34 protein-coding genes and 2 pseudogenes are annotated in these 22,462 nt (G+C 68.5%); 1 reads left to right on the forward strand and 35 read right to left on the reverse strand.

What is annotated here, in order from left to right:
- Window positions 1-58: 58 nt before the first annotated feature.
- From ACSBPG_RS12540 to ACSBPG_RS12550, 3 genes are read right to left on the reverse strand one after another with little or no spacing between them, the layout of a single operon-like run.
- Window positions 59-916: a hypothetical protein gene (locus tag ACSBPG_RS12540; RefSeq protein ID WP_435537507.1), complete on the reverse strand. Its 858-nt coding sequence runs from the start codon at window positions 914-916 to the stop codon at window positions 59-61.
- Window positions 903-2,231: a replication-associated recombination protein A gene (locus ACSBPG_RS12545; protein ID WP_435537508.1), complete on the reverse strand. Its 1,329-nt coding sequence runs from the start codon at window positions 2,229-2,231 to the stop codon at window positions 903-905. The genes ACSBPG_RS12540 and ACSBPG_RS12545 overlap by 14 nt, the downstream gene beginning before the upstream one ends.
- Window positions 2,232-2,240: 9 nt before the next feature.
- Window positions 2,241-2,531 (reverse strand): hypothetical protein, encoded by a 291-nt coding sequence (locus ACSBPG_RS12550; RefSeq protein WP_435537509.1) that lies wholly within the window; start codon window positions 2,529-2,531, stop codon window positions 2,241-2,243.
- 238 nt (window positions 2,532-2,769) lie between these two features.
- On the opposite strand from ACSBPG_RS12550, the gene ACSBPG_RS12555 reads away from it, so the two are divergent.
- Complete coding sequence (locus ACSBPG_RS12555) at window positions 2,770-3,033, forward strand: hypothetical protein (protein ID WP_435537510.1); 264 nt, start codon at window positions 2,770-2,772, stop codon at window positions 3,031-3,033.
- A 61-nt stretch (window positions 3,034-3,094) separates the two neighbouring features.
- On the opposite strand, the gene ACSBPG_RS12560 is transcribed toward ACSBPG_RS12555, so the two are convergent.
- The 32 genes and pseudogenes from ACSBPG_RS12560 to rpsL form a co-directional block, all read right to left on the reverse strand.
- On the reverse strand, window positions 3,095-3,610 hold the full coding sequence (locus ACSBPG_RS12560) for a YqaA family protein (protein ID WP_435537511.1): 516 nt from the start codon (window positions 3,608-3,610) through the stop codon (window positions 3,095-3,097).
- Window positions 3,611-3,789: 179 nt separating this feature from the next.
- Window positions 3,790-4,212 carry a 50S ribosomal protein L17 gene (gene rplQ / locus ACSBPG_RS12565; RefSeq protein WP_435537512.1) on the reverse strand — a complete coding sequence of 141 codons (423 nt, stop codon included), beginning with the start codon at window positions 4,210-4,212 and terminating at the stop codon, window positions 3,790-3,792.
- Between the two features lie 146 nt (window positions 4,213-4,358).
- Window positions 4,359-5,375, reverse strand: coding sequence for a DNA-directed RNA polymerase subunit alpha (locus ACSBPG_RS12570; RefSeq protein WP_435537513.1), 1,017 nt, complete (start codon window positions 5,373-5,375; stop codon window positions 4,359-4,361).
- 133 nt (window positions 5,376-5,508) lie between these two features.
- Window positions 5,509-5,907, reverse strand: coding sequence for a 30S ribosomal protein S11 (gene rpsK, locus ACSBPG_RS12575; protein ID WP_435537514.1), 399 nt, complete (start codon window positions 5,905-5,907; stop codon window positions 5,509-5,511).
- 18 nt (window positions 5,908-5,925) lie between these two features.
- Entirely contained in the window at window positions 5,926-6,294 is a 369-nt protein-coding gene (gene rpsM / locus ACSBPG_RS12580; protein WP_435537515.1) for a 30S ribosomal protein S13, read from the reverse strand.
- A gap of 172 nt (window positions 6,295-6,466) precedes the next feature.
- The gene (locus tag ACSBPG_RS12585) at window positions 6,467-7,111 is read right to left on the reverse strand and encodes an adenylate kinase (RefSeq protein ID WP_435537516.1); all 645 of its coding nucleotides are present in this window, start codon (window positions 7,109-7,111) and stop codon (window positions 6,467-6,469) included.
- Window positions 7,108-8,448 carry a preprotein translocase subunit SecY gene (gene secY, locus ACSBPG_RS12590; RefSeq protein ID WP_435537517.1) on the reverse strand — a complete coding sequence of 447 codons (1,341 nt, stop codon included), beginning with the start codon at window positions 8,446-8,448 and terminating at the stop codon, window positions 7,108-7,110. Before secY ends, ACSBPG_RS12585 begins: the two co-directional genes overlap by 4 nt.
- Before the next feature lie 137 nt (window positions 8,449-8,585).
- Window positions 8,586-9,071, reverse strand: coding sequence for a 50S ribosomal protein L15 (gene rplO, locus ACSBPG_RS12595; protein WP_435537518.1), 486 nt, complete (start codon window positions 9,069-9,071; stop codon window positions 8,586-8,588).
- A gap of 4 nt (window positions 9,072-9,075) precedes the next feature.
- Entirely contained in the window at window positions 9,076-9,267 is a 192-nt protein-coding gene (gene rpmD / locus ACSBPG_RS12600; RefSeq protein WP_435537519.1) for a 50S ribosomal protein L30, read from the reverse strand.
- Between the two features lies 1 nt (window position 9,268).
- Window positions 9,269-9,850, reverse strand: a complete 582-nt coding sequence (rpsE, locus tag ACSBPG_RS12605) for a 30S ribosomal protein S5 (RefSeq protein ID WP_435537520.1) — start codon at window positions 9,848-9,850, stop codon at window positions 9,269-9,271.
- A gap of 12 nt (window positions 9,851-9,862) precedes the next feature.
- The gene (gene rplR / locus ACSBPG_RS12610; protein ID WP_435537521.1) at window positions 9,863-10,225 is read right to left on the reverse strand and encodes a 50S ribosomal protein L18; all 363 of its coding nucleotides are present in this window, start codon (window positions 10,223-10,225) and stop codon (window positions 9,863-9,865) included.
- 7 nt (window positions 10,226-10,232) lie between these two features.
- Window positions 10,233-10,766, reverse strand: a complete 534-nt coding sequence (rplF, locus tag ACSBPG_RS12615; RefSeq protein WP_435537522.1) for a 50S ribosomal protein L6 — start codon at window positions 10,764-10,766, stop codon at window positions 10,233-10,235.
- Between the two features lie 10 nt (window positions 10,767-10,776).
- On the reverse strand, window positions 10,777-11,175 hold the full coding sequence (rpsH, locus tag ACSBPG_RS12620; protein WP_435537523.1) for a 30S ribosomal protein S8: 399 nt from the start codon (window positions 11,173-11,175) through the stop codon (window positions 10,777-10,779).
- A 12-nt stretch (window positions 11,176-11,187) separates the two neighbouring features.
- Window positions 11,188-11,493 (reverse strand): 30S ribosomal protein S14, encoded by a 306-nt coding sequence (gene rpsN / locus ACSBPG_RS12625; protein ID WP_435537524.1) that lies wholly within the window; start codon window positions 11,491-11,493, stop codon window positions 11,188-11,190.
- Window positions 11,494-11,510: 17 nt separating this feature from the next.
- Window positions 11,511-12,053 (reverse strand): 50S ribosomal protein L5, encoded by a 543-nt coding sequence (gene rplE, locus ACSBPG_RS12630; protein ID WP_435537525.1) that lies wholly within the window; start codon window positions 12,051-12,053, stop codon window positions 11,511-11,513.
- A 10-nt stretch (window positions 12,054-12,063) separates the two neighbouring features.
- Window positions 12,064-12,381: a 50S ribosomal protein L24 gene (gene rplX, locus ACSBPG_RS12635; RefSeq protein ID WP_435537526.1), complete on the reverse strand. Its 318-nt coding sequence runs from the start codon at window positions 12,379-12,381 to the stop codon at window positions 12,064-12,066.
- The gene (gene rplN, locus ACSBPG_RS12640; protein ID WP_435537527.1) at window positions 12,381-12,749 is read right to left on the reverse strand and encodes a 50S ribosomal protein L14; all 369 of its coding nucleotides are present in this window, start codon (window positions 12,747-12,749) and stop codon (window positions 12,381-12,383) included. Before rplN ends, rplX begins: the two co-directional genes overlap by 1 nt.
- 19 nt (window positions 12,750-12,768) lie before the next feature.
- A complete protein-coding gene (rpsQ, locus tag ACSBPG_RS12645; RefSeq protein WP_435537528.1) occupies window positions 12,769-13,023 on the reverse strand; it encodes a 30S ribosomal protein S17 in 255 nt (84 codons plus the stop codon).
- A gap of 12 nt (window positions 13,024-13,035) precedes the next feature.
- Entirely contained in the window at window positions 13,036-13,242 is a 207-nt protein-coding gene (gene rpmC / locus ACSBPG_RS12650; protein ID WP_435537529.1) for a 50S ribosomal protein L29, read from the reverse strand.
- The gene (gene rplP / locus ACSBPG_RS12655) at window positions 13,239-13,664 is read right to left on the reverse strand and encodes a 50S ribosomal protein L16 (protein WP_435537530.1); all 426 of its coding nucleotides are present in this window, start codon (window positions 13,662-13,664) and stop codon (window positions 13,239-13,241) included. The genes rpmC and rplP overlap by 4 nt, the downstream gene beginning before the upstream one ends.
- A 174-nt stretch (window positions 13,665-13,838) precedes the next feature.
- Window positions 13,839-14,501, reverse strand: a pseudogene (rpsC, locus tag ACSBPG_RS12660) (30S ribosomal protein S3); the annotation flags it as partial.
- 1 nt (window position 14,502) lies between these two features.
- On the reverse strand, window positions 14,503-14,895 hold the full coding sequence (gene rplV / locus ACSBPG_RS12665) for a 50S ribosomal protein L22 (RefSeq protein WP_435537531.1): 393 nt from the start codon (window positions 14,893-14,895) through the stop codon (window positions 14,503-14,505).
- Window positions 14,896-14,898: 3 nt separating this feature from the next.
- Window positions 14,899-15,177 (reverse strand): 30S ribosomal protein S19, encoded by a 279-nt coding sequence (gene rpsS, locus ACSBPG_RS12670; protein WP_435537532.1) that lies wholly within the window; start codon window positions 15,175-15,177, stop codon window positions 14,899-14,901.
- 12 nt (window positions 15,178-15,189) lie between these two features.
- Window positions 15,190-16,014: a 50S ribosomal protein L2 gene (gene rplB / locus ACSBPG_RS12675; RefSeq protein WP_435537533.1), complete on the reverse strand. Its 825-nt coding sequence runs from the start codon at window positions 16,012-16,014 to the stop codon at window positions 15,190-15,192.
- 16 nt (window positions 16,015-16,030) lie between these two features.
- On the reverse strand, window positions 16,031-16,348 hold the full coding sequence (locus tag ACSBPG_RS12680; protein WP_435537534.1) for a 50S ribosomal protein L23: 318 nt from the start codon (window positions 16,346-16,348) through the stop codon (window positions 16,031-16,033).
- Window positions 16,345-16,965 (reverse strand): 50S ribosomal protein L4, encoded by a 621-nt coding sequence (gene rplD / locus ACSBPG_RS12685; RefSeq protein ID WP_435537535.1) that lies wholly within the window; start codon window positions 16,963-16,965, stop codon window positions 16,345-16,347. The genes ACSBPG_RS12680 and rplD overlap by 4 nt, the downstream gene beginning before the upstream one ends.
- Window positions 16,966-16,970: 5 nt before the next feature.
- Window positions 16,971-17,708 (reverse strand): 50S ribosomal protein L3, encoded by a 738-nt coding sequence (gene rplC / locus ACSBPG_RS12690; protein ID WP_435537536.1) that lies wholly within the window; start codon window positions 17,706-17,708, stop codon window positions 16,971-16,973.
- Between the two features lie 61 nt (window positions 17,709-17,769).
- Window positions 17,770-18,078, reverse strand: a complete 309-nt coding sequence (gene rpsJ, locus ACSBPG_RS12695; RefSeq protein ID WP_085555136.1) for a 30S ribosomal protein S10 — start codon at window positions 18,076-18,078, stop codon at window positions 17,770-17,772.
- A gap of 483 nt (window positions 18,079-18,561) precedes the next feature.
- Window positions 18,562-19,752, reverse strand: coding sequence for an elongation factor Tu (gene tuf / locus ACSBPG_RS12700; protein ID WP_435537537.1), 1,191 nt, complete (start codon window positions 19,750-19,752; stop codon window positions 18,562-18,564).
- A 37-nt stretch (window positions 19,753-19,789) separates the two neighbouring features.
- The gene (gene fusA / locus ACSBPG_RS12705; RefSeq protein ID WP_435537538.1) at window positions 19,790-21,865 is read right to left on the reverse strand and encodes an elongation factor G; all 2,076 of its coding nucleotides are present in this window, start codon (window positions 21,863-21,865) and stop codon (window positions 19,790-19,792) included.
- A gap of 41 nt (window positions 21,866-21,906) precedes the next feature.
- Window positions 21,907-22,377 carry a 30S ribosomal protein S7 gene (gene rpsG / locus ACSBPG_RS12710; protein ID WP_435537539.1) on the reverse strand — a complete coding sequence of 157 codons (471 nt, stop codon included), beginning with the start codon at window positions 22,375-22,377 and terminating at the stop codon, window positions 21,907-21,909.
- 13 nt (window positions 22,378-22,390) lie between these two features.
- Window positions 22,391-22,462 (reverse strand): annotated as a pseudogene (gene rpsL, locus ACSBPG_RS12715) (30S ribosomal protein S12); the annotation flags it as partial.

The following is a 22,462-nucleotide window of genomic DNA, read 5'->3' on the forward strand; positions in this document are numbered from 1 at the left end:
GCCCTCAGGCGCCGACGCCCCTCCGGCGCCTTCAGGCGCCGACGCCCCTCCGGCGCCCTCAGGCGCCGACGCCGAAGATCCAGCCCTCGCGGCGGCGGTCGTCCTCGCCCATCATCGGCGGCCGCCACGCCCGCGGCCGTGCCGCGAGCCACCGCAGCCCGGCCGCCGACACCAGCGCGTCGGCGTCGTGGTCGCTGACCGCCCCCGCCAGGGCGGCCGGAGCGGAGCCGAGCGCCGCCAGCGCCGTGTCGACGTCCTGCGGCGCGCGGATCTTGCGCAGGCCGAAGCCGGTGCGCTTCAGGAACAGGCGCGGGTAGATCTCGACGATCACCGTCTGTCCCGGCGCCGGCTCGTCGAACGGCCAGACCGCGACACGGCCGCCGCCGCGGGCGCGCAGGCTGCGCAGCAGCCGCATGCCGGCGAGCGCGCCGCGCCCCACCTGCTTGGAGCCGATCAGCTTGTAGGGGCTCTGCGGACTGCCCAGCCCGTCGGCGCGGCACTGCCGTTCGGTGTGGCGGTGGGGATCGCGGTACCACGCCGGCTGGCGCCCGGACCGCCAAAAGTCGCCGGCGTGGTCGGGATGGTCGGCGAACGGGCCGCCCAGCAGGTCGGGGTGCTCGGCCGTCAGGCCCTCCACCCGGTCCCACAGGGCGAAGGCGTCGCCGACGCCGTAGCGGCCCGCCACCGCGAAGGGCAGCGAGAAGGCGCAGTCGATGCCGACGAGCGCCGGCTCCCGCCCCAGCCCCTCCAGCAGCCAGTCGTGAACGGCGCTGCGCGACCACCGGCCGCCGCCGGGCGGCGGGACCAGCCGCGGCGGCGCCGCGCCGGCCGGGCATTCGGCGACGGCGATGCCGGCGTAGTTGCGTCCCTTGGCGCCCGACCAGTCGATGGCGACGAACCGCTCAAGGCCCGTCATCGGCCTGCCGCCGTTCCCGCAGCCGCGCCCAATAGTCGAGGCGCTTGCGGATCTCCCGTTCGAACCCGCGCTCGACCGGCCGGTAGAAGGCCCGCCGCTCCATCCCGTCGGGGAAGTAGTTCTGGCCGGAGAACCCCTCCGCCGTGTCGTGGTCGTACGCGTAGCCGGCCCCGTAACCGATCTCCTTCATCAGCCGGGTGGGGGCGTTGAGGATGTGCTTGGGCGGCATCAGCGACCCCGTCTCGCGGGCGGCGCGCGTCGCCGCCTTGTAGGCGAGGTAGGCGGCGTTCGACTTGGGCGCGGTGCCGAGATAGACGACGAGCTGGGCGATCGCCAGTTCCCCCTCCGGGCTGCCCAGCCGCTCGTACGCCTCCCAGGCGGCGATGGCCTGCGTCAGGGCGCCGGGGTCGGCGAGGCCGATGTCCTCGACGGCGAAACGGGTCAGCCGGCGGGCGATGTAGCGCGGATCCTCGCCGCCGGCCAGCATCCGCGCCAGCCAGTAGAGGGCGGCGTCGGTGTCGGAGCCGCGCAGCGACTTGTGCAGGGCGCTGATGAGGTTGTAGTGCCCCTCCTGGGCCTTGTCGTAGACCGGAGCGCGGCGCTGCACCGTCGCCGTCAGCGCCGCCGTGTCGAGCGCCGTGCCCTCTGGCAGCGCGAAGAGCTCCTCGCACAGGTTCAGGCAGAAGCGGCCGTCGCCGTCGGCCATCGCCTTGAGAGCGGCGCGGGCGTCGGCGTCGACCGGCAGCGCCCGCCCCTCCTCCGCCTCGGCGCGGCGCAGCAGCCGGTCGAGCGCCGCCTCGTCGAGGCGGTTCAGGACGAACACCTGGCAGCGCGACAGCAGCGCCGCGTTGAGCTCGAAGGACGGGTTCTCGGTGGTGGCGCCCACCAGCGTCACCGTGCCGTCCTCCACATAGGGCAGGAAGCCGTCCTGCTGCGAGCGGTTGAAGCGGTGGATCTCGTCGATGAACAGCAGGGTTCCCTGCCCCGTCACCCGCCGCTCCCGCGCCGCCTCGAAGACCCGCCGCAGGTCGGCGACGCCGGAGAACACGGCGGAAAGCGGTTCGAAGTGCAGGTCGGTCGTCTGCGCCAGCAGACGGGCGATGGTGGTCTTGCCGCAGCCCGGCGGCCCCCAAAGGATCATCGAGGCCAGCCGGTGCGCCGCCACCATGCGCCCGATCGGCCCGTCCGGGTTCAGCAGATGCTCCTGGCCGACCACCTCGTCGAGGCTCTTGGGACGCAGACGGTCGGCGAGCGGACGCGGGGCGGCGCCGGAGAACAGCCCGCCCCCCTCCCCTGCGCCGCGGCGCCTGGCCATCGCCATGCCTCAGGGCGACGTCGACGTCGGGCAGCGCTGCAGACAGCGGCCCAACTCGTACTGGCAGTCGTCGGTGGCGGTGAACGGCCGCGTGCTGGACATGCCGAACTGCTCCGTCGTGCCGGCGCTGGGGCGCGCCGCCACCGAGTCCATGCAGATGCGGAAGCTGCGCTCGCACGCCGCCGGGCAGGACGCGGCCGGCGACTCGGCGTCGAGAAGGGGCGACGGTTCGGCGGGGTCGCCCGTTTCCACGCGGTCCGCCGCCGGCCCGGAGCGGGTCGCCGGCGCGCTGCCGGTCACCGCGGGCCCGGGCCCCGGCGTGGCCGACGGCGCCGAGGACGGCGCGCCCGAAGGCGAAGAGCACGCGGCCAAAGTCACGGCCGTCACGACGATCACGGCAAGCCGACGGAACATCTGGACTCCTGTTTCCTTGTTCTTGGGGGCGGCGCGGTGCTATGCGCGGATCGTCACACCCCCCTGCTTCCCGCGCCCGTCACCCCAATATGACGGGAAGACCTTGCGAAAGGGAACGCCGCAAATGAGCCCACAGCCGAACGACCGACCGCCGCGGCGGCGCGGCACCACCGTCCTCTTCGTCGGCCTTCTGCTGGCCGGACTGGCCGTCCTGGCCCTGCGCATGGTGGCGGCACCGGGCGTCTCCGGCCTGGAGATGGTCCTGCCGATTCTCGGCGGCGTGCTGATCGCCGCCGCCATCGCCGTCATCGTCGTGCGCGAACGGCGCGACCGCCGCCACATGACGCCGGCCGAGCGCGACCGCCAGGACCAGGGAGTGCCGCGCTGAGCGCGGCGGCGGCTAGAGCAGGATCCACGCCCCAGGTGATTCCACCCGGAGCGATCCAGTCCTAGACGAACTTGAAGCTGAGCAGGCCGCCGACGACGATCACCAGCACCAGCGTGGTGACCAGCATCAGCCGCTTCTCGATGATCTGCTGCACCTGCGGCCCGTAGAAGTGCAGCAGGACCGCGATGAGGTAATAGCGGGAGAAGCGCGCCACGACGGAGCACAGCACGAAGACCAGCAGGTCCATCTGGGCGATGCCGGCCATGATGGCCAGCAGCTTGTAGGGGATCGGCGTGATCCCCTTGAGGATCAGGAACCACGGCCCCAGCGCGTTGAACGACTCGCTGAAGGAGTGGTACGACGCCCACAGGTCGTACAGGTCGAAGATCCAGCGCCCGACGCTCTCGAAGAGATAGAAGCCGATGGCGTAGCCGACGAGCCCGCCGAGCAGCGACGCCACGGCACAGACGTTGGTGTACCACCACAGCTTCTTCGGCTCGGCCAGGCACATCGGCACGAGCATGACGTCCGGCGGCAGCGGGAAGAAGGAGCTTTCGGCGAAGGAAACGCCCGCCATCCACCAAACGGCATCCTTGCGGGAGGCGGCCCGCAGGATCCAATTGTACAGCGGTCTCAGCATCCCGTCGGTCCGCCCGCTCCTAACAGAAGCCCTCCCCCCGGGGGCCGGCCCGGAGGGAGGGGTCTGGCGCGGACCCTACCGCGCGACGCTCTGGGAAAACAACCGAAACCGCCGGCTCACGCCTCGGCCTCGGCCTCCTCGCTGGCCTGGACCGGACCGGAATCCTGGCCCTTGGCCTCGGGATCGCGGTCCACCAGCTCGATGATCGCCATCGGCGCGGCGTCGCCGTAGCGGAAGCCCGCCTTGACGACTCGGCTGTAACCGCCCTGCCGCTCCTTGTAGCGATCGGCCAGGGTGGAGAACAGCTTGGACACCATGGCGTCGTCGCGCAGCTGGGCGAAGGCGAGGCGCCGGTTGGCGAGGCCGCCCTTCTTGCCCAGCGTGATGAGGCGGTCGATGATCGGCCGCATCTCCTTGGCCTTGGGCAGGGTCGTCTTGATCTGCTCGTGCTTGATCAGCGCGTTGGCCATGTTGGAAAACATGGCCTTGCGGTGGCTGGTGGTCTTGCTGAGCTTCCGTCCGGACATGCCGTGACGCATGGCTGATCCTCCTTACATGGCTTGGCCCCCCAGGGGGGAGCCGATGGTGGTCCCCCGCCGCCCGGAACGGGCCGGCACGGCGCGGGTCGGGTCGCGACGACCCGGAAAGGGACGGGCCCCCGCGGTGCGGGAGCCCGTCATGACGCTCAGTACGGCTCTTCCAGACGCTTGGCCAGTTCCTCGATGTTCTCGGGCGGCCAGTTCGGGATCTCCATGCCGAGATGGAGGCCCATCTGGGCGAGCACTTCCTTGATTTCGTTCAGCGACTTGCGGCCGAAGTTCGGGGTCCGGAGCATCTCCGCCTCGGTCTTCTGCACGAGATCGCCGATGTAGACGATGTTGTCGTTCTTGAGGCAGTTGGCCGAACGGACCGACAGCTCCAACTCGTCGACCTTGCGCAGGAGGTTCTTGTTGAACGGAACCTCCTCGTGCTTCTCCTCGTGGACGGCGGCCGTCGGCTCCTCGAAGTTGATGAAGAGCTGCAGCTGGTCCTGCAGGATGCGGGCGGCCAGCGCCACCGCGTCGTCCGGCTTCACCGCGCCGTTCGTCTCGACCACCATGGACAGCCGGTCGTAGTCGGTGACCTGGCCGACACGGGCGTTGTCCACCTTGTAGGAGACCTTGCGCACCGGCGAGAACAGGGCGTCCACCGGGATCAGGCCGATCGGCGCGTCCTCCGGGCGGTTCTGGCTGGCCGGGACGTAGCCCTTGCCGGTCTCGACCGTCAGCTCCATGTTGAGCCGCGCGCCGGCGTCCAGCGTGCAGATCACCAGGTCCGGGTCCATCACGGTGATGTCGGCGCCGGTCTCGATCATGCCGGCCCGCACCTCGCCCGGCCCCTCGGCCCGCAGGCGCATGCGCTTCGGCCCGTCGCCGCCCATGCGCAGGCCCATCGACTTGATGTTGAGGACGATGTCGGTCACGTCCTCGCGCACGCCGGGGATCGACGAGAACTCGTGCAGCACGCCGTCGATGTGGATGGCGGTGACCGCGGCACCCTGCAGCGACGACAGCAGGACGCGGCGGAGCGCGTTGCCGAGGGTCAGGCCGAAGCCCCGCTCGAGCGGTTCGGCGACGATGGTGGCGACGCGGTCGGCGTCATCGCCCAGCTGCACGTCGAGCTTGCTGGGCTTGATCAGCTCTTGCCAGTTCTTCTGAAGCACGGGTGGACCTCATGCCATCGGGTCTGAGCGAGCCAGCGGGTGCCCGACCGTTCCAATTCCGACGCGGCCGCGATGGCGGACGGCCGCGTGCCCCGGAACGGAAAGCCTCCCGCAGGACCGGTGACGCCGCGGATCAGACGCGGCGCTTCTTCGGCGGGCGGACGCCGTTGTGCGGAATCGGCGTCACGTCGCGGATCGAGGTGATGGTGAAGCCGATCGACTGCAGCGCGCGCAGCGCCGATTCGCGCCCCGAACCCGGGCCCTTCACCTCGACCTCGAGGGTCTTCATGCCGTGCTCCTGCGCCTTGCGGCCGGCATCCTCGGCGGCCACCTGGGCGGCGTAGGGGGTCGACTTGCGCGAGCCCTTGAAGCCCATCGTGCCCGACGACGACCAGGAGATGGTGTTCCCCTGCGCGTCGGTGATGGTGATCATGGTGTTGTTGAAGGACGCGTTGACGTGCGCGACACCGGCGGTGATGTTCTTGCGCTCACGACGGCGCAGGCGCTGCGCGGCAGCGGACGGCTTTGCCATTGAAGGTAGTCCTCTGATTTACTTCTTCTTGCCGGCGATCGGCTTCGCGGGACCCTTGCGGGTGCGGGCGTTGGTGTGGGTGCGCTGACCGTGGACCGGCAGGCCCTTGCGGTGACGCAGGCCGCGGTAGCAGCCCAGGTCCATCAGGCGCTTGATGTTCATGGCGACTTCGCGACGCAGGTCGCCTTCGACCCGGTAGCCGCCGTCGATGGTCTCACGGATGCGGAGCACCTCGTCGTCGGTCAGCTGATTCACCCGGCGCTCGGCCGGAATGCTCAGCTTCTCGCAGATCTCCTTGGCCTTGGCCGGGCCAATGCCGTGGATGTAGGTCAACCCGATCTCCACGCGCTTGGCCGCGGGGATGTTGACGCCAGCAATACGCGCCACGCCTGCTCTCCTCGATAAGCTACAAGGCCCGAAGGGCCATAGTCTGCGATGCACAAGCGCCCGACTCAGGCGAACTGAATCGGGACGCAGAATTCCGTTCGGTCCCTTCGGGCACCGAGGGCGCGCAGTATAGAACAACACGCCCTCCTGTCAACCCGCGCGACCGCCGCCCTCAGGCGATGATCGCCTCGATCTGCCGCGTCACCTCGTCGATGTCGGCCATGCCGTCCACCGTCTTCAGCACGTCGCGGCTCCGGTAGTAGGGCAGGATCGGCGCGGTCTGCGCGTGATACTGCTCCAGCCGGGTCGTCACCGTCTCGGCGTTGTCGTCGGCCCGCCGCTTGAACTCGGTCGAGCCGCAGACGTCGCACACGCCGTCGACCTTGGGCTTCTCGAACACGTCGTGATAGCCCTTGCCGCACTTGGCGCAGGTGTAGCGGCCGGTGATGCGCTCCACCAGGGCCCCGTCGTCCACCTTCATCTCGATGACATGGTCGAGCCGCAGCCCCTTTTCCGCCAGCATGCGGTCGAGCGCCTCGGCCTGCGCCACGGTGCGCGGGAAACCGTCGAGGATGAAGCCGTTCTTGACGTCCGGCTTCTCGATGCGCTCGCCGATCATCTGCACCATCAGGTCGTCCGGCATCAGCTTGCCCGCCGCCATGATGTCCTTGGCCTGCTGGCCCAACGGACCCCCCTCCGCCACCAGGGCGCGCAGCATGTCGCCGGTGGAGAGTTGGACGAGACCGCGCGTGTCCTCGAGACGGCGCGCCTGGGTCCCCTTCCCGGCGCCCGGCGGACCGAGCAGGATCAGATTCATTTTTTCCCCCGCAGCTTCGCTTTCTTGATCAGCCCCTCATACTGGTGCGCCAGGAGATGGGAGTGGATCTGCGCCACCGTGTCCATCGTCACCGTCACCACGATGAGCAGGCTGGTGCCGCCGAAATAGAACGGAACCGCGTGCTGCGCAATCAGAAACTCCGGCAGCAGGCAGACCACCACCAGGTAGGCCGAACCCAGCACCGTGAGGCGCGTGAGCACGTAGTCCAGATGGTCGGCGGTGTTCTTTCCCGGCCGGATGCCGGGAATGAAGCCGCCGTACTTGCGGAGGTTTTCCGCCGTCTCCGCGGGATTGAAGACGATGGCGGTGTAGAAGAAGCAGAAGAAGACGATGAGCGCGGCGTACAGCACCATGTAGAGCAGCGTGCCGTGCGCCAGGTAGCGCGACGCCGCCTGCAGCCATTCCGGCCCGTCACCGCCGGCGAAGCCGATCGCCGTCAGCGGCAGCAGCAGCAGCGACGACGCGAAGATCGGCGGAATCACGCCCGAGGTGTTGAGCTTGAGCGGCAGGTGGGTCGATTCGCCGCCGAACATGCGGTTGCCCACCTGGCGCTTGGGATACTGCACCAGCAGGCGCCGCTGCGCGCGCTCCATGAAGACGATGAAGAACACGACGCCGACCGCCATCAGCAGGAGGAAGATGATGAAGACGGTCGAGATGGCGCCGGTGCGCCCGAGCTCCAGGGTGCCGACCAGGGCCCGCGGCAGCTCGGCGACGATGCCGGCGAAGATGATGAGGGAGATGCCGTTGCCGATGCCGCGGGCGGTGATCTGCTCGCCCAGCCACATCAGGAACAGCGTGCCGCCGACCAGCGTGATGACCGTGGTCACGCGGAAGAACAGGCCGGGATCGCCGACCGCCGAGCCGGTGGAGCTGGTCATCGCCTCCATGCCGACGGCCAGCCCGTAGGCCTGCACCGTCGCCAGCAGCACCGTGCCGTAGCGGGTGTACTGGTTGAGCTTCTTGCGGCCCGCCTCGCCCTCCTTCTTCAGCGCCTCGAGCTGCGGCGAGACGGCGGTCAGGAGCTGGACGATGATCGATGCCGAGATGTACGGCATGATGTTGAGCGCGAAGATCGTCATGCGGCTCAACGCGCCGCCGGCGAGCATGTCGAACATGCCCATGATGCCCCCGCCCTGCTGGCGGAAGATGTCCTGCAGGATCTGGGGGTCGATGCCGGGAAGCGGGATGTAGGTGCCCAGCCGGTAGATGATCAAGGCACCCAGGGTGAACCAGATGCGCTTCTTCAGCTCGGTCGCCTTCGCGAACGCGCCGAAGTTGATGTTCGCGGCGAGCTGTTCGGCCGCTGATGCCATGGCTTGTCGTCCCCCGGTGGAAACTAGCGTGGGTGCAAACGTGCGTGCGGGGCGGTCCTGCACCGCAGGCCGCCCTCGCGTCAACGCCTATCTTTTTCCGTCACCAGCGGCGCCCGCCCGGGGGCGGGCCCCCCGGCTCACTCGGCGGCTTCGGCGGCGGGCTGCGTGACCGTCACGCTGCCGCCGGCCTTCTCGACCGCCTCGATCGCCGACTTGGACGCGCCGGCCACCGTGAAGGACGCCTTGGCCGTCAGCTCGCCCCGGCCGAGGAGACGGACGCCGTCCTTCTTCAGCTTGCCCACCAGGCCGGCGGCCTGCAGGGCCGCCGCGTCGACGGTCTGCCCGGCATCCAGCTTGCCGGCGTCGATCGCCTTCTGGACCAGGCCCAGGTTGACGACCGAGTACTCCTTGGCGAAGAGGTTGGTGAAGCCCCGCTTCGGCAGACGCCGGTGCAGGGGCATCTGGCCGCCCTCGAAGCCGTTGATGGCGACGCCGGTGCGCGAGGTCTGACCCTTCACGCCGCGGCCGCCGGTCTTGCCCTTGCCGGAGCCGATGCCGCGGCCGACCCGCATGCGGGCCTTGCGCGCACCGGCGTTGTCCCGGAGCTCGTTCAGCTTGGTCATGGCATCAGCCCTCGTTCTCGACGCGGACCAGGTGCTGCACCTTGGCGATCATGCCGCGCACGGCCGGAGTGTCCTCCAGTTCGCGCGTGCGGTGCAGCTTGTTCAGGCCCAGGCCGACCAAAGTCGCCCGCTGGTCGCCGCGGCGGCCGATCGGGCTGTGGATCTGGGTGACTACGACAGTCTTCTTGTCGGCCATATCACGCCTCCTTCGCCTCGGCGGCACCGGTCTCCCGGCGGCCGAGGATGTCGCTGACGCGGCGGCCACGACGGGCGGCGACGGCGCGCGGGCTGACCACCTTGGTCAGGGCGTCGAAGGTCGCCTTGATCATGTTGTGGGGGTTCGAGGTGCCGATCGACTTCGTCACCACGTCCGCCACGCCGAGCGCCTCGAAGATCGCGCGCATCGGGCCGCCGGCGATGATGCCGGAACCCGCCGGGGCGGCCCGCAGCACGACGCGTCCGGCCCCGAAATGGCCGTTGACGTCGTGGTGCAGGGTGCGACCCTCGCGCAGCGGCACGCGGATCATGCCGCGCTTGGCCTGGTCGGTGGCCTTGCGGATCGCCTCCGGCACCTCTCGGGCCTTGCCCGAGCCGTAGCCGACGCGGCCCTTGCCGTCGCCGACGACGACCAGGGCGGCGAAGCCGAAGCGCCGGCCGCCCTTGACCACCTTGGCCACGCGGTTGATGCCGACGAGCTTCTCGACCAGCTCGCTCTCTTCCCGATCGCGCTCGCGCGGCTGCCGGTCGCGGCCGCCCCGATCGCCTCGTTCACGTGCCATGTCAGGGTCTCCTTAGAACGAAAGCCCGCCCTCGCGGGCAGCTTCGGCCAGGGCCTTGACCCGACCATGATAGAGATAGCCGCCGCGGTCGAAGACGACCTCGGTGACACCCGCCGCCTTGGCGCGCTCGGCGATCAGGGCGCCGATGCGCTTGGCCGCCTCGACGTTGCCGCCGTGCTTGATCTCGCCGCGGACGTCCTTCTCGGTCGACGAGGCGGCCGCAAGCGTCCTGCCCGCGGCGTCGTCGATGAGCTGGGCGTAGATGTGCAGGTTGGTGCGATGGACCGACAGACGCACCCGCCCGCCGGCCTTCTTCGCGATCTGAATGCGCACGCGCTGCTTGCGGCGCAGTTCCATGTGCTTGGGCTTCAGCATGGCGGGCCTACTTCTTCTTGCCTTCCTTGCGCAGGATGGTCTCGGTGGTGTACTTGATGCCCTTGCCCTTGTAGGGCTCCGGCTTCTTCCAGCCGCGGATCTCCGCGGCCACCTGACCGACCTTCTGCTTCTCGAAGCCGCTCACCGAAATGGAGGTCGGCTTGTCGCACTTGATCGTGATGCCCTCGGGGATCGGGTACTTCACGTCGTGCGAGAAGCCGAGCTGCATCACCAGCTCCTTGCCCTGCACGGCGGCGCGGTAGCCGACGCCGTTGATCTCGAGGTTGATCGTGTAACCCTGCGAGACGCCGACCACCATGTTGTTCACGAGCGTGCGGGCGGTGGCCCACATGGTGCGCGCGCGCTTGGAGTCGTTGCGCGGGGTGACGCTGATCTTGCCGTCCTCGAGCTTCGGCACGACGTCGTCGATCAGGGTCGTGCTGAGCGCGCCCAGCTTGCCCTTGGCCGAGACGGTCTGCCCCTGCACCTGGACGTCGACGCCGGCCGGGACCGACACGGGGTGTTTGCCAATTCGCGACATGGCCGCCTCCTTAGAACACGCGGCAGAGGACTTCGCCGCCGACATTGGCGGCGCGGGCCTCGTTGTCCGACATGACACCGCGCGGCGTCGACAGGATCGAGATGCCCAGGCCGCTGTAGACCTTGGGCAGATCGGCGATCTTCGAGTAGACGCGGCGACCGGGCTTCGACACGCGGGCGATCTGCTTAATGACCGGCTCGCCTTCGTGATACTTCAGCTCGATCTTCAGGTTGGCGACGCCGGGACGAACCTGTTCCTGGCTGTAGCCACGGATGTAACCCTCGCGCTTCAGCACCTCCAGCACGTTGCTGCGGAGCTTGGAAGCCGGGCTTTCCACGGAGGACATGCGGGCGCGCTGTCCGTTGCGGATGCGGGTCAGCATATCGCCGAGGGGATCGCTCAGAGCCATCGTGCGGCCTCCTTACCAGCTCGACTTCACCATGCCGGGGATCTGGCCGGTCGAGGCCAGGTCCCGCAGCGCGATGCGCGACAGCTTGAACTTGCGGTAGAAAGCGCGCGGGCGCCCGGTCATCTCACACCGGTTGCGGATGCGCACCTTCGACGAGTTGCGCGGCAGCTCGGCGAGCTTGAGGCGCGCGGCGAACTGGTCCTCCGGCGACACGGACGGGTCCTTCGCGATGGCCTTCAGGCGGGCACGCCGGTCGGCGTACTGCTTGGCCAACTTCATGCGGCGCTTGTTCTTTTCGACGGCGCTGGTCTTCGCCATGGTACGTGCTCCTGGTATCAGCTCACGAACGGCATGTCGAAGCCCTTGAGAAGCGCCTTGGCTTCCTTGTCGGTCTTCGCCGTGGTGACGATGATGATGTCCATCCCGCGGATCTGGTCGATCTTGTCGTAGTCGATCTCGGGGAAGATGATCTGCTCCTTGACGCCCATGGCGTAGTTGCCGCGGCCGTCGAAGGAATTGCCCGGCACGCCGCGGAAGTCGCGCACGCGCGGCAGGGCAATGGTGATCAGGCGGTCCAGGAACTCGTACATGCGGTCGCGCCGCAGCGTGACCTTGCAGCCGACCGACATGCCCTCGCGCAGCTTGAACTGGGCGATGGACTTGCGGGCCTTGGTCACCACCGGCTTCTGGCCGGTGATCGCCTGCAGCTCGCCGACGGCCATCTGAATCTTCTTGGAGTCGCCGACGGCCTCGCCGACGCCCATGTTGATGACGACCTTCTCGATCCGCGGCACCTGGAGGTCGTTCGTGTAGCCGAACTCGCTCTTCAGGGCGGCGCGGATCTTGCTGTCGTAGATCTCTTTCAGTCGTGCAGCCATGGTCCGGCCCTCACAGGTCGATGATCTCGCCGGACCGCTTGGCGACACGCACCTTGCGGCCATCCTCCAGGACCTTGAAGCCGACGCGGGTCGGCTTCTGGTCCTTCGGGTCGATGTGGGCGACGTTGGAGGCGTCGATCGGCGCTTCGATCTCGACGATGCCGCCCTCCGAGCGGGCGCTGGGGCGGACGTGCTTCTTCACCACGTTGACGCCCTGGACGATCACCCGGTTCTCCTTGGGGAGAACCTTGACGACCTCGCCCGTCTTGCCCTTGTCGCGGCCGGTCAGGACGACGACGCGATCCTTGGTCTTGATCTTCGCGGCCATCACAGCACCTCCGGCGCCAGCGAGATGATCTTCATGAACTTCCGGGCGCGCAGCTCGCGGGTGACCGGCCCGAAGATGCGGGTGCCGATCGGCTCGTTCTGCTTGTTGATCAGAACGGCGGCGTTGCGGTCGAAGCGGATGGCGGAGCCGTCGTCACGGCGCAGCTCCTTGGCGGTGCGGACGATGACGGCGCGGTGCACGTCGCCCTTCTTCACGCGGCCCTTCGGAATGGCCTCCTTGACCGACACGACGATGACGTCGCCGACGGTCGCGACCTTCCGCTTGGAGCCGCCAAGCACCTTGATGCACTGCACCCGGCGCGCCCCGCTGTTGTCGGCGACTTCCAGGTTGGTTTGCATCTGGATCATAGGATCACACCTTTCTCAATCAGGCGGCGCCGCTGGCGGCGGCGGACTCCGTCACCACCATCCAGCGTTTCCGTTTGGAAATCGGACGGCACTCGACGATCTCGACCATGTCCCCGATCTTGAACTGGTTGTTCTCGTCGTGGGCGGCGTACTTCTTCGAGAGACGGATGAACTTCTTGTAGACGGGGTGCATCACGCGGCGTTCGACGAGCACGACGACGGTCTTGTCGCCCTTGTCGCTGACCACCGTGCCATGCATGACGCGGCGAGGCATGGGAGGCCCTCCTTACTTCGCGGCCGCGGCGGAGCGCTGGCGCTCGCCGAGGATGGTCTTGATGCGGGCGATGTCGCGACGCACGACGCCAACCCGCGCGGTGTTCTCCAGCTGCCCCGAGGCGCGCTGGAAGCGCAGGTTGAACTGCTCCTTCTTGAGCTGGAGGAGCTGATCGTTCAGCTCGTCGTCGCTCTTGGCCCGGATGTCTTCGGCCTTCATGCCGCCACCTCCTCGCCGAGGCGAGTCACGAACTTGGTCTTGATCGGCAGCTTGGCAGCCGCCAGCTCGAATGCGCGCTTCGCCAGGTCGGCCGGCACGCCGTCCAGCTCGAACAGGATGCGGCCGGGCTTCACGCGGGCCGCCCAGTACTCGGGCGAGCCCTTGCCGGAGCCCATGCGCACCTCGGCGGGCTTGGTCGACACCGGGACGTCCGGGAACACGCGGATCCACACGCGCCCCTGGCGCTTGATGTGGCGGGTGATCGTGCGGCGGGCCGCCTCGATCTGCCGCGCCGTGATGCGCTCGGGCTCCAGGGCCTTCAGGCCGAAGGCCCCGAAGTTGAGCGCCGTACCGCCCTTGGCGTTGCCGTGGATGCGGCCCTTGTGGGCCTTGCGGTACTTCGTACGCTTGGGAGAAAGCATCGCTCGGTCCCCTTACTCGCTGGCGCCGCGCTCGGAGGCTTCGCTCCGGTCGCCACGGTGGTCGCCCCGATCGCCGCCCCGGTCGCCCCGGTCGCCGCGAGGGCCGCGGCGGTCACGGCGCTCGCCGTCACGGTCGCGGCGGTCGCGGCGGGGCTCGCCGTCGGTCGCCACGGCCTCGCCGGCCATGCGCTTGTCCTGGGCCATCGGGTCGTGCGCCATGATCTCGCCCTTGAACACCCACACCTTGACGCCGCAGGTGCCGTAGGTGGTCTTGGCCGTCGCGGTGCCGTAGTCGATGTCGGCGCGCAGGGTGTGCAGCGGCACGCGGCCTTCGCGGTACCACTCCAGACGCGCGATCTCGGCGCCGCCGAGGCGGCCGGAGCAATTGATGCGGATGCCCTGGGCGCCGAGGCGCATGGCCGACTGCACGGCCCGCTTCATGGCCCGGCGGAAGGCGACGCGACGCTCGAGCTGGCTGGCGATGTTCTCGGCGATGAGGCGGGCGTCGATCTCCGGCTTGCGGATCTCGACGATGTTCAGGCTCACCTCCGAGCCGGTCATCTTGGCCAGCTCGCCGCGCAGCTTCTCGATGTCCGCGCCCTTCTTGCCGATCACCACGCCCGGACGGGCGGTGTGGACGGTGACGCGGGCCTTCTTGGCCGGACGCTCGATGACGACGCGGGAGCAGCCCGCCTGCTTGAGGCGCTCCTGCAGGAAGTCGCGCAGCTTCAGGTCCTGGTGCAGCAGGCTGGAGTAGTCGCGACCGGCGAACCAGCGGCTGTCCCAGGTGCGGTTGATGCCGACCCGCAGCCCGATGGGATTGACTTTCTGACCCATGTTACTCGGCCCCCTCAGCGGCTTCGGCGCGCTCGCGCACGACGATCGTCAGGTTGGAGAACGGCTTCTCGATGCGCGCGCCGCGGCCACGGGCGCGGGCGTGGAAGCGCTTCATCACCAGCGCCCGGCCGACCGTCGCGGAGGCCACGTAGAGCCGGTCGACGTCGAGCTGGTGGTTGTTCTCGGCGTTGGCGATCGCGGCCTGCAGGACCTTCTTGACGTCGCCGGCGACCCGGCGCTTGCAGAAGGTCAGCTCGGCCACGGCCGACGCCGCGTCCATGTTGCGGATGAGCTGGGCGACGAGGTTCAGCTTGCGCGGGCTGGTGCGGATCATCTTGACCGACGCCTGCGCCTCGTTCTCAGCGATACGGCTGGGATTGGCGGCCTTGCCCATGGCTTACTTCCTCTTCGCCTTCTTGTCCGCCGCGTGCCCGTAGAAGGTGCGCGTCGGAGCGAACTCGCCGAACTTGTGGCCGATCATGTGTTCGGTCACCAGCACCGGCAGGAACTTGTGCCCATTGTAGACGCCGAACGTGAGACCCACGAACTGCGGCAGGATGGTCGAACGCCGCGACCAGATCTTGATGATCTCGTTGCGGCCGCTGGCCCGCGACTTGTCGGCCTTCTTCAGAAGAAAGCCATCGACGAACGGGCCTTTCCATACGGAGCGCGCCACGGTTCGACCTCCTTACTTCGAGCGACGGCGCAGGATGAGCGCGTCCGTCTTCTTGTTGTTCCGCGTCTTCTTGCCCTTGGTCGGCTTGCCCCACGGCGTCACCGGGTGGCGGCCGCCCGAGGTGCGACCCTCGCCGCCGCCGTGCGGGTGGTCGATCGGGTTCATCACCACGCCGCGGACCGCCGGGCGCTTGCCCAGCCAGCGGGAGCGCCCCGCCTTGCCCAGATTGATGTTGAGCTGGTCGGGGTTGGACACGGCACCGATGGTGGCCATGCACTCGCCGCGCACCATGCGCAACTCGCCGGACGGCAGCTTCAGCTGGGCGTAGCCGCTGTCGCGGCCGACCAGCTGCAGATAGGTGCCGGCGGCGCGCGCCAGCTGGCCGCCCTTGCCGGGCTTCAGCTCGACGTTGTGCACCACGGTGCCGACCGGGATGTTCTTCAGCGGCATGGCGTTGCCGGGCTTCACGTCGACGCGCTCGCCCGACACCACGGGGTCGCCCACCTTCAGGCGCTGCGGCGCCAGGATGTAGGAGAGCGTGCCGTCCTGGTACTTGATCAGCGCGATGAAGGCGGTGCGGTTGGGGTCGTACTCCATCCGCTCGACGGTCGCCGGGACGTCGAACTTGCGCCGCTTGAAGTCCACCAGGCGGTAGACGCGCTTGTGGCCGCCGCCCATGCGCCGCGCCGTGATGCGGCCGGTGTTGTTGCGGCCGCCGGACTTCGTCAGGCCCTGGGTCAGCGCCTTGACCGGCTTGCCCTTCCACAGCTCGGAGCGGTCAACGATCACCAGCTCGCGCAGCGAGGGAGTGATCGGTCGGTATTGCTTCAATGCCATCGGATCTCACTCCCGCTCAGATGCCGGTCGTCACGTCGATCTTGTGACCCTCGACGAGCGTCACGACCGCCTTCTTGACGTCGGAGCGGCGGCCGATGGTGCCGCGGAACCGCTTCGTCTTGCCCTTGGTGATCAGCGTGTTGACCGCCTTCACCTGGACATTGAACAGGCCCTCGACCGCCGCCTTGATCTCCGGCTTCGTCGCGCTGAGCGGCACCCGGAACGTCACCTTGTTGTGCTCCGACCCCAGCGTCGACTTCTCGGTGATCACCGGGGCGAGGATCAGGTCGTACATCCGCTCGCGGCTCACCGCAGGTTTCGACTGCTTGCTCATTTCAGACGAGCCTCCAGTTGCTCGACCGCGTTGCGGGTGAGGACCAGCGTGTCGCGGCGCAGAATGTCGTAGACGTTGGCGCCCTGCTCCGGCAGCACGTCGACCAGCGGGATGTTGCGCGACGCCTTGACGAAGTTCTCGTCGAGGTTGGCGCCGCCGATGATCAGGGCGGAGTTGAGGCCGAGCGTCGCGAGGCGCGCCGCCAGCTCCTTCGTCTTGTGCGTCTCGGCGGTGGCGTCGTCGAGCACGATGAGCTTGCCGTCGGCGGCCTTGGCGGAGAGCGCGGTCTTGAGCGCCAGCTTGCGGACCTTCTTGGTCAGGTCGTGCTCGTGGGAGCGGACGACCGGGCCGAAGATGGTGGCGCCGCCGCGGAACTGCGGCGAGCGGGTCGAACCCTGGCGGGCCCGGCCGGTGCCCTTCTGGCGGTACGGCTTCTTGGTGGTGCCGCTGATGTCGCTGATGCCCTTGGTCTTGTGCGTCCCGGCGCGGCGCTTGGCCAGCTGCCAGTTGACCATGCGGTGCAGCAGGTCGGTGCGGACCGGCAGACCGAAGACGGCGTCGGCGAGCTCGATCTCGCCCACGTCCTCGTTGTTCAGGTTCTTGATGGTGGCCTTCATGGCACTCACTCCTGCGACTCGGCGGGAGCCTCGGAGGCCGGAGCCTCACCCCCACCCGCGCCGGCCGGCGCAGCCTTGACCGCGGCCGGGAACGGCAGGCCGTCCGGCTGCTTCTTCTTGACGGCGTCGCGCACGCGCAGCCAGCCGCCCTCGGCGCCGGGGACGGCGCCCTTGAGGAAGATGAGGCCGCGCTCCTCGTCCACCGAGACCACCTTGAGGTTCTGAACGGTCACCCGCTCGTCGCCGAGATGGCCGGCCATCTTCTTGTTCTTGAAGACCTTGCCGGGGTCCTGGCGGTTGCCGGTCGAACCGTGCGAACGGTGCGACACCGAGACGCCGTGGGTGGCTCGCAGACCGCCGAAGTTCCAGCGCTTCATCGCACCGGCGTAGCCCTTGCCGATGGAGGTGCCGGTGACGTCGACGAACTGGCCGGGCACGAAGTGGGCGGCCGACAGCTCGGCCCCGACCTCGATCAGCGCGTCGGCGTCGACGCGGAACTCGGCGAGCTTGCGCTTGGGCTCGACCTTCGCCTTGGCGAAGTGGCCGCGCAGCGGCTTCGTGACGTTCTTCACCTTGATGGTGCCGGCACCGAGCTGGACCGCGGTGTAGCCGTCCGTCTCTTCGGTGCGCACGGCGACGACCTGGCAGCCGTCGACCTTCAGCACAGTGACCGGCACGTGCTCGCCCTCGTCCGTGAAGACGCGGGTCATGCCGACCTTCTGCGCGATCAGACCGGATCGCATTCGCTTCTTCTCCTAACCAGGGACATCCATCGTTCGGAGAGGTCCCTTACCCGTGAAAACCTCAGAGCTTGATCTCGACGTCGACACCGGCGGCGAGGTCGAGCTTCATCAGCGCGTCCACCGTCTGCGGGGTCGGGTCGACGATGTCGAGGAGCCGCTTGTGGGTGCGGATCTCGAACTGCTCGCGCGACTTCTTGTCGATGTGCGGCGAGCGGTTGACCGTGAACTTCTCGATCTGCGTCGGCAGCGGGATCGGCCCCCGCACGCGTGCGCCGGTCCGCTTCGCGGTGTTGACGATCTCGCTGGTCGACTGGTCGAGCACGCGATGATCGAACGCCTTCAGGCGGATCCGGATGTTCTGGCTGTCCATGTCCAAACGTCCCTTGCACCTTCTGACGGCGACGCACCGACGCCGCCGAAAATCCTTGTCCCAACCGCAAAACCGGCCGCCCTTCGCCGTCGCCGGCGGAGGTCGGCCGCTGAGGCGGGCAATCGCTCGATCCGGAACCGTGCTGACAGCCGATACGAAAAAAAGAACATCCCACCACGGCGAGCCGCGGTACCGGATGTTCTTTCGGCGCGGCGCGCTTGGGCGCACGCGATGCCGTTCGTGCCGGGCTGCGTCTAGGCCGGTCTCGCCTACCACCAACCCTAAATCCAGAGGGCGTAACGTGTATGCGCAACGCCGCCCGGTGTCAACCCAGATTTTGCCCCGCCGCAACGCAAACGGGGCCGGCGAAGCCGGCCCCGTGGACGCCGCGCCGGGACGGCGCGGTCACTCACTGCGCCGGGACGGCGCGGTCACTCACTGCGCCGGGACGGCGCGGTCACTCACTGCGCCGGGACGGCGCGGTCACTCGATGATCTTGGCGACGACGCCGGCGCCGACGGTGCGGCCGCCCTCGCGGATGGCGAAGCGCAGGCCCTCGTCCATGGCGATCGGCGCGATCAGCTGCACCTCGATGGCGACGTTGTCGCCCGGCATCACCATCTCCGTGCCCTCCGGCAGGACCACCTGGCCCGTCACGTCGGTCGTGCGGAAATAGAACTGCGGACGGTAGTTCGAGAAGAACGGCGTGTGGCGGCCGCCCTCCTCCTTCGTCAGGATGTACGCCTCGGCCTTGAACTTGGTGTGCGGCGTGATCGTCCCCGGCTTCGCCAGGACCTGGCCGCGCTCCACGTCCTCGCGCTTCGTGCCGCGCAGCAGCGCGCCGATGTTGTCGCCCGCCTCGCCCTGGTCGAGAAGCTTGCGGAACATCTCGACGCCGGTCACCGTCGTCTTCACCGTCGCCTTCAGGCCGACGATCTCGACTTCCTCGCCGACCTTCACCACGCCGCGCTCGACGCGGCCCGTCACCACCGTGCCGCGGCCCGAGATCGAGAACACGTCCTCGATCGGCATCAGGAACGGACGGTCCTTCGGACGCTCCGGCTGCGGGATGTAGGCGTCGACCTCCGCCATCAGCTTCAGGATCGCCTCACGCCCGATCTCCGGATTGCGGTCCTCCAGAGCGCACAGCGCCGACCCCTTGACGATCGGAATGTCGTCCCCCGGGAACTGGTACGACGACAGAAGCTCGCGAACCTCGAGCTCGACCAGCTCCAGAAGCTCGGGGTCGTCGACCATGTCGACCTTGTTCATGAACACCACGATCGCCGGAACGCCGACCTGGCGCGCCAGCAGGATGTGCTCGCGCGTCTGCGGCATCGGGCCGTCGGCCGCCGACACCACCAGGATCGCGCCGTCCATCTGCGCCGCACCCGTGATCATGTTCTTCACGTAGTCGGCGTGGCCCGGGCAGTCCACGTGCGCGTAGTGGCGGTTGGTCGTCTCGTACTCAACGTGGGCCGTCGAGATCGTGATGCCGCGCGCCTTCTCCTCCGGCGCCTTGTCGATCTGGTCGTACGCGGTGAACGTCGCACCGCCGGTCTCCGCCAGAACCTTCGTGATCGCGGCCGTCAGCGACGTCTTGCCGTGGTCGACGTGACCGATCGTGCCGATGTTGCAGTGCGGCTTGTTCCGCTCGAATTTCGCCTTCGCCATGGCGTGTGTTCTCCGTCTCTCAAGGTTCAGGCGGCTGTCAGGCCATCTTGGCGCGGACGGCGTCCGCGACGGCCTGCGGGACCGGTTCGTAGTGGTCGAACTGCATGGTGTACTGGGCGCGGCCCTGGCTCATGGACCGCAGCGTGTTGACGTAGCCGAACATCTCGGCCAGGGGGACCTTGGCGGTGACGACGCGGGCATTGCCGCTCTGGTCCATGCCGGCGATCACGCCGCGCCGGCGGTTCAGGTCGCCGATGATGTCGCCCATGTAGTCCTCGGGCGTCACCACCTCGACGGCCATGATCGGTTCCAGCAGCACCGGCGCCGCCTTGGCGACGCCCTCGCGGAAGGCGGCGCGGGCGGCGATCTCGAAGGCGAGCACCGAGGAATCGACGTCGTGGTAGGCGCCGTCCACCAGCGCCACCGTGAAGTCGACGACCGGGAAGCCGGCCACGGTGCCGCTCTCCTTGGCGCCGTCCAGCCCCTTCTGGACGCCGGGCACGTACTCCTTGGGGACGGCGCCGCCGACGATCCGGTTCTCGAAGCGGAAGCCGGTGCCGGCCGCCGCCGGCTCGAAGAGGAGCTTGATCCGGGCGAACTGCCCGGAGCCGCCGGTCTGCTTCTTGTGGGTGTAATCGACCTCGGCGGCGCGGGTGATGGTCTCGCGATAGGCCACCTGCGGGGCGCCGACGTTGGCCTCGACCTTGAACTCCCGCTTCATGCGGTCGACCAGGATCTCCAGGTGCAGCTCGCCCATCCCCTTGATGACGGTCTGGCCGCTCTCGGCGTCGACGGCGACGCGGAAGGACGGGTCCTCCTGGGCGAGACGCTGCAGCGCCATGCCCATCCTCTCCTGGTCGGCCTTGGACTTGGGCTCGACGGCGACCTCGATCACCGGCTCCGGAAACTCCATGCGCTCCAGGACGATCGGCTTGTCGGGATCGCACAGGGTGTCGCCGGTGGTCGTCGCCTTGAGCGACGCGAAGGCGACGATGTCGCCGGCGTTGGCCTCCTTGATCTCCTCGCGGGTGTTGGCGTGCATCAGCAGCATGCGGCCGATGCGCTCGCGCTCCCCCTTGACCGAGTTCAGCACGTAGCTGCCGGCCTGCACGGTGCCGGAATAGACGCGCACGAAGGTGAGCGAGCCGACGAAGGGGTCGGTCATGATCTTGAAGGCGAGCGCCGCGAAGGGCGCCCCGTCGTCGGTCGGCCGCTCGTCGGGCGCGCCGTCCGGCGTCGTCCCCTGCACGTTGGCGATGTCGCGGGGCGACGGCAGGTAGTCGACCACGGCGTCCAGCATGGGCTGGATGCCCTTGTTCTTGAAAGCGGAGCCGCACAGCACAGGCACGAAGCGGAAGCTCAGCGTGCCCTTGCGGATGAGGCGGCGCAGGGTCTCCGGGTCGGGCGCCGCGCCCGATTCCAGGTAGGCTTCCGTGGCCGCGTCGTCGACCTCGACCGCGGCCTCGATCAGGCGTTCGCGGTACTCGGCGGCCTTGGCCTTGAGGTCGTCGGGGATCTCGGTGTGGTAGAACTCGGCCCCGAGGGTCTCGTCCTTCCAGACGGTGGCGCGGTTCTCCACCAGATCGACCAGCCCGACGAAGTCGGACTCCGCGCCGATCGGCAGCTGCAGCACCAGCGGCGTAGCACCCAGCCGCTCGACGATGGACTCGACGCAGCGGTGAAAGTTCGCGCCGATGCGGTCCATCTTGTTGACGAAGCACATGCGCGGCACGCGGTACTTGTCCGCCTGCCGCCACACGGTCTCCGACTGGGGCTCGACGCCGGCCACGGCGTCGAACACCGCCACCGCGCCGTCGAGCACCCGCAGCGAACGCTCGACCTCGATGGTGAAGTCGACGTGGCCGGGGGTGTCGATGATGTTGATGCGGTGGTCCCGCCAGAAGCACGTGGTCGCGGCCGACGTGATGGTGATGCCCCGCTCCTGCTCCTGCTCCATCCAGTCCATGACGGCGGTGCCCTCGTGGACCTCGCCGATCTTGTAGGACCGTCCGGTGTAGAAGAGGATCCGCTCGGTCGTCGTCGTTTTCCCGGCATCGATGTGGGCCATGATGCCGATGTTGCGGTAACGGTCGAGCGGATGGGAACGGGGCATGTCGGCGTCTTCCGGACTACGGGCTTACCGGCAGGGTCAACTTACCAGCGGTAGTGCGAGAACGCCTTGTTGGCCTCGGCCATGCGGTGGGTGTCTTCCCGCTTCTTGACCGCGGTGCCGCGCTGGTTGGCGGCGTCGAGCAGCTCGCCCGACAGACGCTCCGTCATGGTGTTCTCCGACCGGGCGCGGGCGGCGCCGATCAGCCAGCGGATCGCCAGCGCCTGGGCGCGGTCGGAACGGACCTCGACCGGGACCTGGTAGGTGGCGCCGCCGACGCGGCGCGACCGCACTTCGAGGTGCGGCTTCACGTTGGCCAGGGCGTCGTGGAAGACCTGGACCGGATCGGCCTTGGCCTTGCCCTCGATGCGCTCCAGGGCGCCGTAGACGATGCGCTCGGCGGCCGACTTCTTGCCGTCCAGCATCAGGCAGTTCATGAACTTGGTCAGGACGCGATCGCCATACTTGGCGTCGGGCAGGACCTCACGCTTCTCGGCGCGACGACGACGGGACATCGCCTGGTACTCCTTACTTCGGGCGCTTCGCGCCGTACTTCGACCGGCGCTGCTTACGATCCTTCACACCCTGCGTGTCGAGGGT

The organism is Azospirillum sp. ST 5-10 (genome assembly GCF_051225715.1).
Taxonomy (GTDB): domain Bacteria; phylum Pseudomonadota; class Alphaproteobacteria; order Azospirillales; family Azospirillaceae; genus Azospirillum.

Coding starts and splice junctions, on each gene's coding strand:
- ACSBPG_RS12540 (WP_435537507.1), bottom strand. CDS start 916: ATGACGGGCCTTGAGCGGTTCGTCGCCATCGACTGGTCGGGCGCCAAG.
- ACSBPG_RS12545 (WP_435537508.1), bottom strand. CDS start 2,231: ATGGCCAGGCGCCGCGGCGCAGGGGAGGGGGGCGGGCTGTTCTCCGGC.
- ACSBPG_RS12555 (WP_435537510.1), top strand. CDS start 2,770: ATGAGCCCACAGCCGAACGACCGACCGCCGCGGCGGCGCGGCACCACC.
- ACSBPG_RS12560 (WP_435537511.1), bottom strand. CDS start 3,610: ATGGCGGGCGTTTCCTTCGCCGAAAGCTCCTTCTTCCCGCTGCCGCCG.
- rplQ (WP_435537512.1), bottom strand. CDS start 4,212: ATGCGTCACGGCATGTCCGGACGGAAGCTCAGCAAGACCACCAGCCAC.
- rpsK (WP_435537514.1), bottom strand. CDS start 5,907: ATGGCAAAGCCGTCCGCTGCCGCGCAGCGCCTGCGCCGTCGTGAGCGC.
- ACSBPG_RS12585 (WP_435537516.1), bottom strand. CDS start 7,111: ATGAATCTGATCCTGCTCGGTCCGCCGGGCGCCGGGAAGGGGACCCAG.
- secY (WP_435537517.1), bottom strand. CDS start 8,448: ATGGCATCAGCGGCCGAACAGCTCGCCGCGAACATCAACTTCGGCGCG.
- rplO (WP_435537518.1), bottom strand. CDS start 9,071: ATGACCAAGCTGAACGAGCTCCGGGACAACGCCGGTGCGCGCAAGGCC.
- rpmD (WP_435537519.1), bottom strand. CDS start 9,267: ATGGCCGACAAGAAGACTGTCGTAGTCACCCAGATCCACAGCCCGATC.
- rpsE (WP_435537520.1), bottom strand. CDS start 9,850: ATGGCACGTGAACGAGGCGATCGGGGCGGCCGCGACCGGCAGCCGCGC.
- rplR (WP_435537521.1), bottom strand. CDS start 10,225: ATGCTGAAGCCCAAGCACATGGAACTGCGCCGCAAGCAGCGCGTGCGC.
- rplF (WP_435537522.1), bottom strand. CDS start 10,766: ATGTCGCGAATTGGCAAACACCCCGTGTCGGTCCCGGCCGGCGTCGAC.
- rpsH (WP_435537523.1), bottom strand. CDS start 11,175: ATGGCTCTGAGCGATCCCCTCGGCGATATGCTGACCCGCATCCGCAAC.
- rpsN (WP_435537524.1), bottom strand. CDS start 11,493: ATGGCGAAGACCAGCGCCGTCGAAAAGAACAAGCGCCGCATGAAGTTG.
- rplE (WP_435537525.1), bottom strand. CDS start 12,053: ATGGCTGCACGACTGAAAGAGATCTACGACAGCAAGATCCGCGCCGCC.
- rplX (WP_435537526.1), bottom strand. CDS start 12,381: ATGGCCGCGAAGATCAAGACCAAGGATCGCGTCGTCGTCCTGACCGGC.
- rplN (WP_435537527.1), bottom strand. CDS start 12,749: ATGATCCAGATGCAAACCAACCTGGAAGTCGCCGACAACAGCGGGGCG.
- rpsQ (WP_435537528.1), bottom strand. CDS start 13,023: ATGCCTCGCCGCGTCATGCATGGCACGGTGGTCAGCGACAAGGGCGAC.
- rpmC (WP_435537529.1), bottom strand. CDS start 13,242: ATGAAGGCCGAAGACATCCGGGCCAAGAGCGACGACGAGCTGAACGAT.
- rplP (WP_435537530.1), bottom strand. CDS start 13,664: ATGCTTTCTCCCAAGCGTACGAAGTACCGCAAGGCCCACAAGGGCCGC.
- rplV (WP_435537531.1), bottom strand. CDS start 14,895: ATGGGCAAGGCCGCCAATCCCAGCCGTATCGCTGAGAACGAGGCGCAG.
- rplB (WP_435537533.1), bottom strand. CDS start 16,014: ATGGCATTGAAGCAATACCGACCGATCACTCCCTCGCTGCGCGAGCTG.
- ACSBPG_RS12680 (WP_435537534.1), bottom strand. CDS start 16,348: ATGAGCAAGCAGTCGAAACCTGCGGTGAGCCGCGAGCGGATGTACGAC.
- rplD (WP_435537535.1), bottom strand. CDS start 16,965: ATGAAGGCCACCATCAAGAACCTGAACAACGAGGACGTGGGCGAGATC.
- rplC (WP_435537536.1), bottom strand. CDS start 17,708: ATGCGATCCGGTCTGATCGCGCAGAAGGTCGGCATGACCCGCGTCTTC.
- rpsJ (WP_085555136.1), bottom strand. CDS start 18,078: ATGGACAGCCAGAACATCCGGATCCGCCTGAAGGCGTTCGATCATCGC.
- tuf (WP_435537537.1), bottom strand. CDS start 19,752: ATGGCGAAGGCGAAATTCGAGCGGAACAAGCCGCACTGCAACATCGGC.
- fusA (WP_435537538.1), bottom strand. CDS start 21,865: ATGCCCCGTTCCCATCCGCTCGACCGTTACCGCAACATCGGCATCATG.
- rpsG (WP_435537539.1), bottom strand. CDS start 22,377: ATGTCCCGTCGTCGTCGCGCCGAGAAGCGTGAGGTCCTGCCCGACGCC.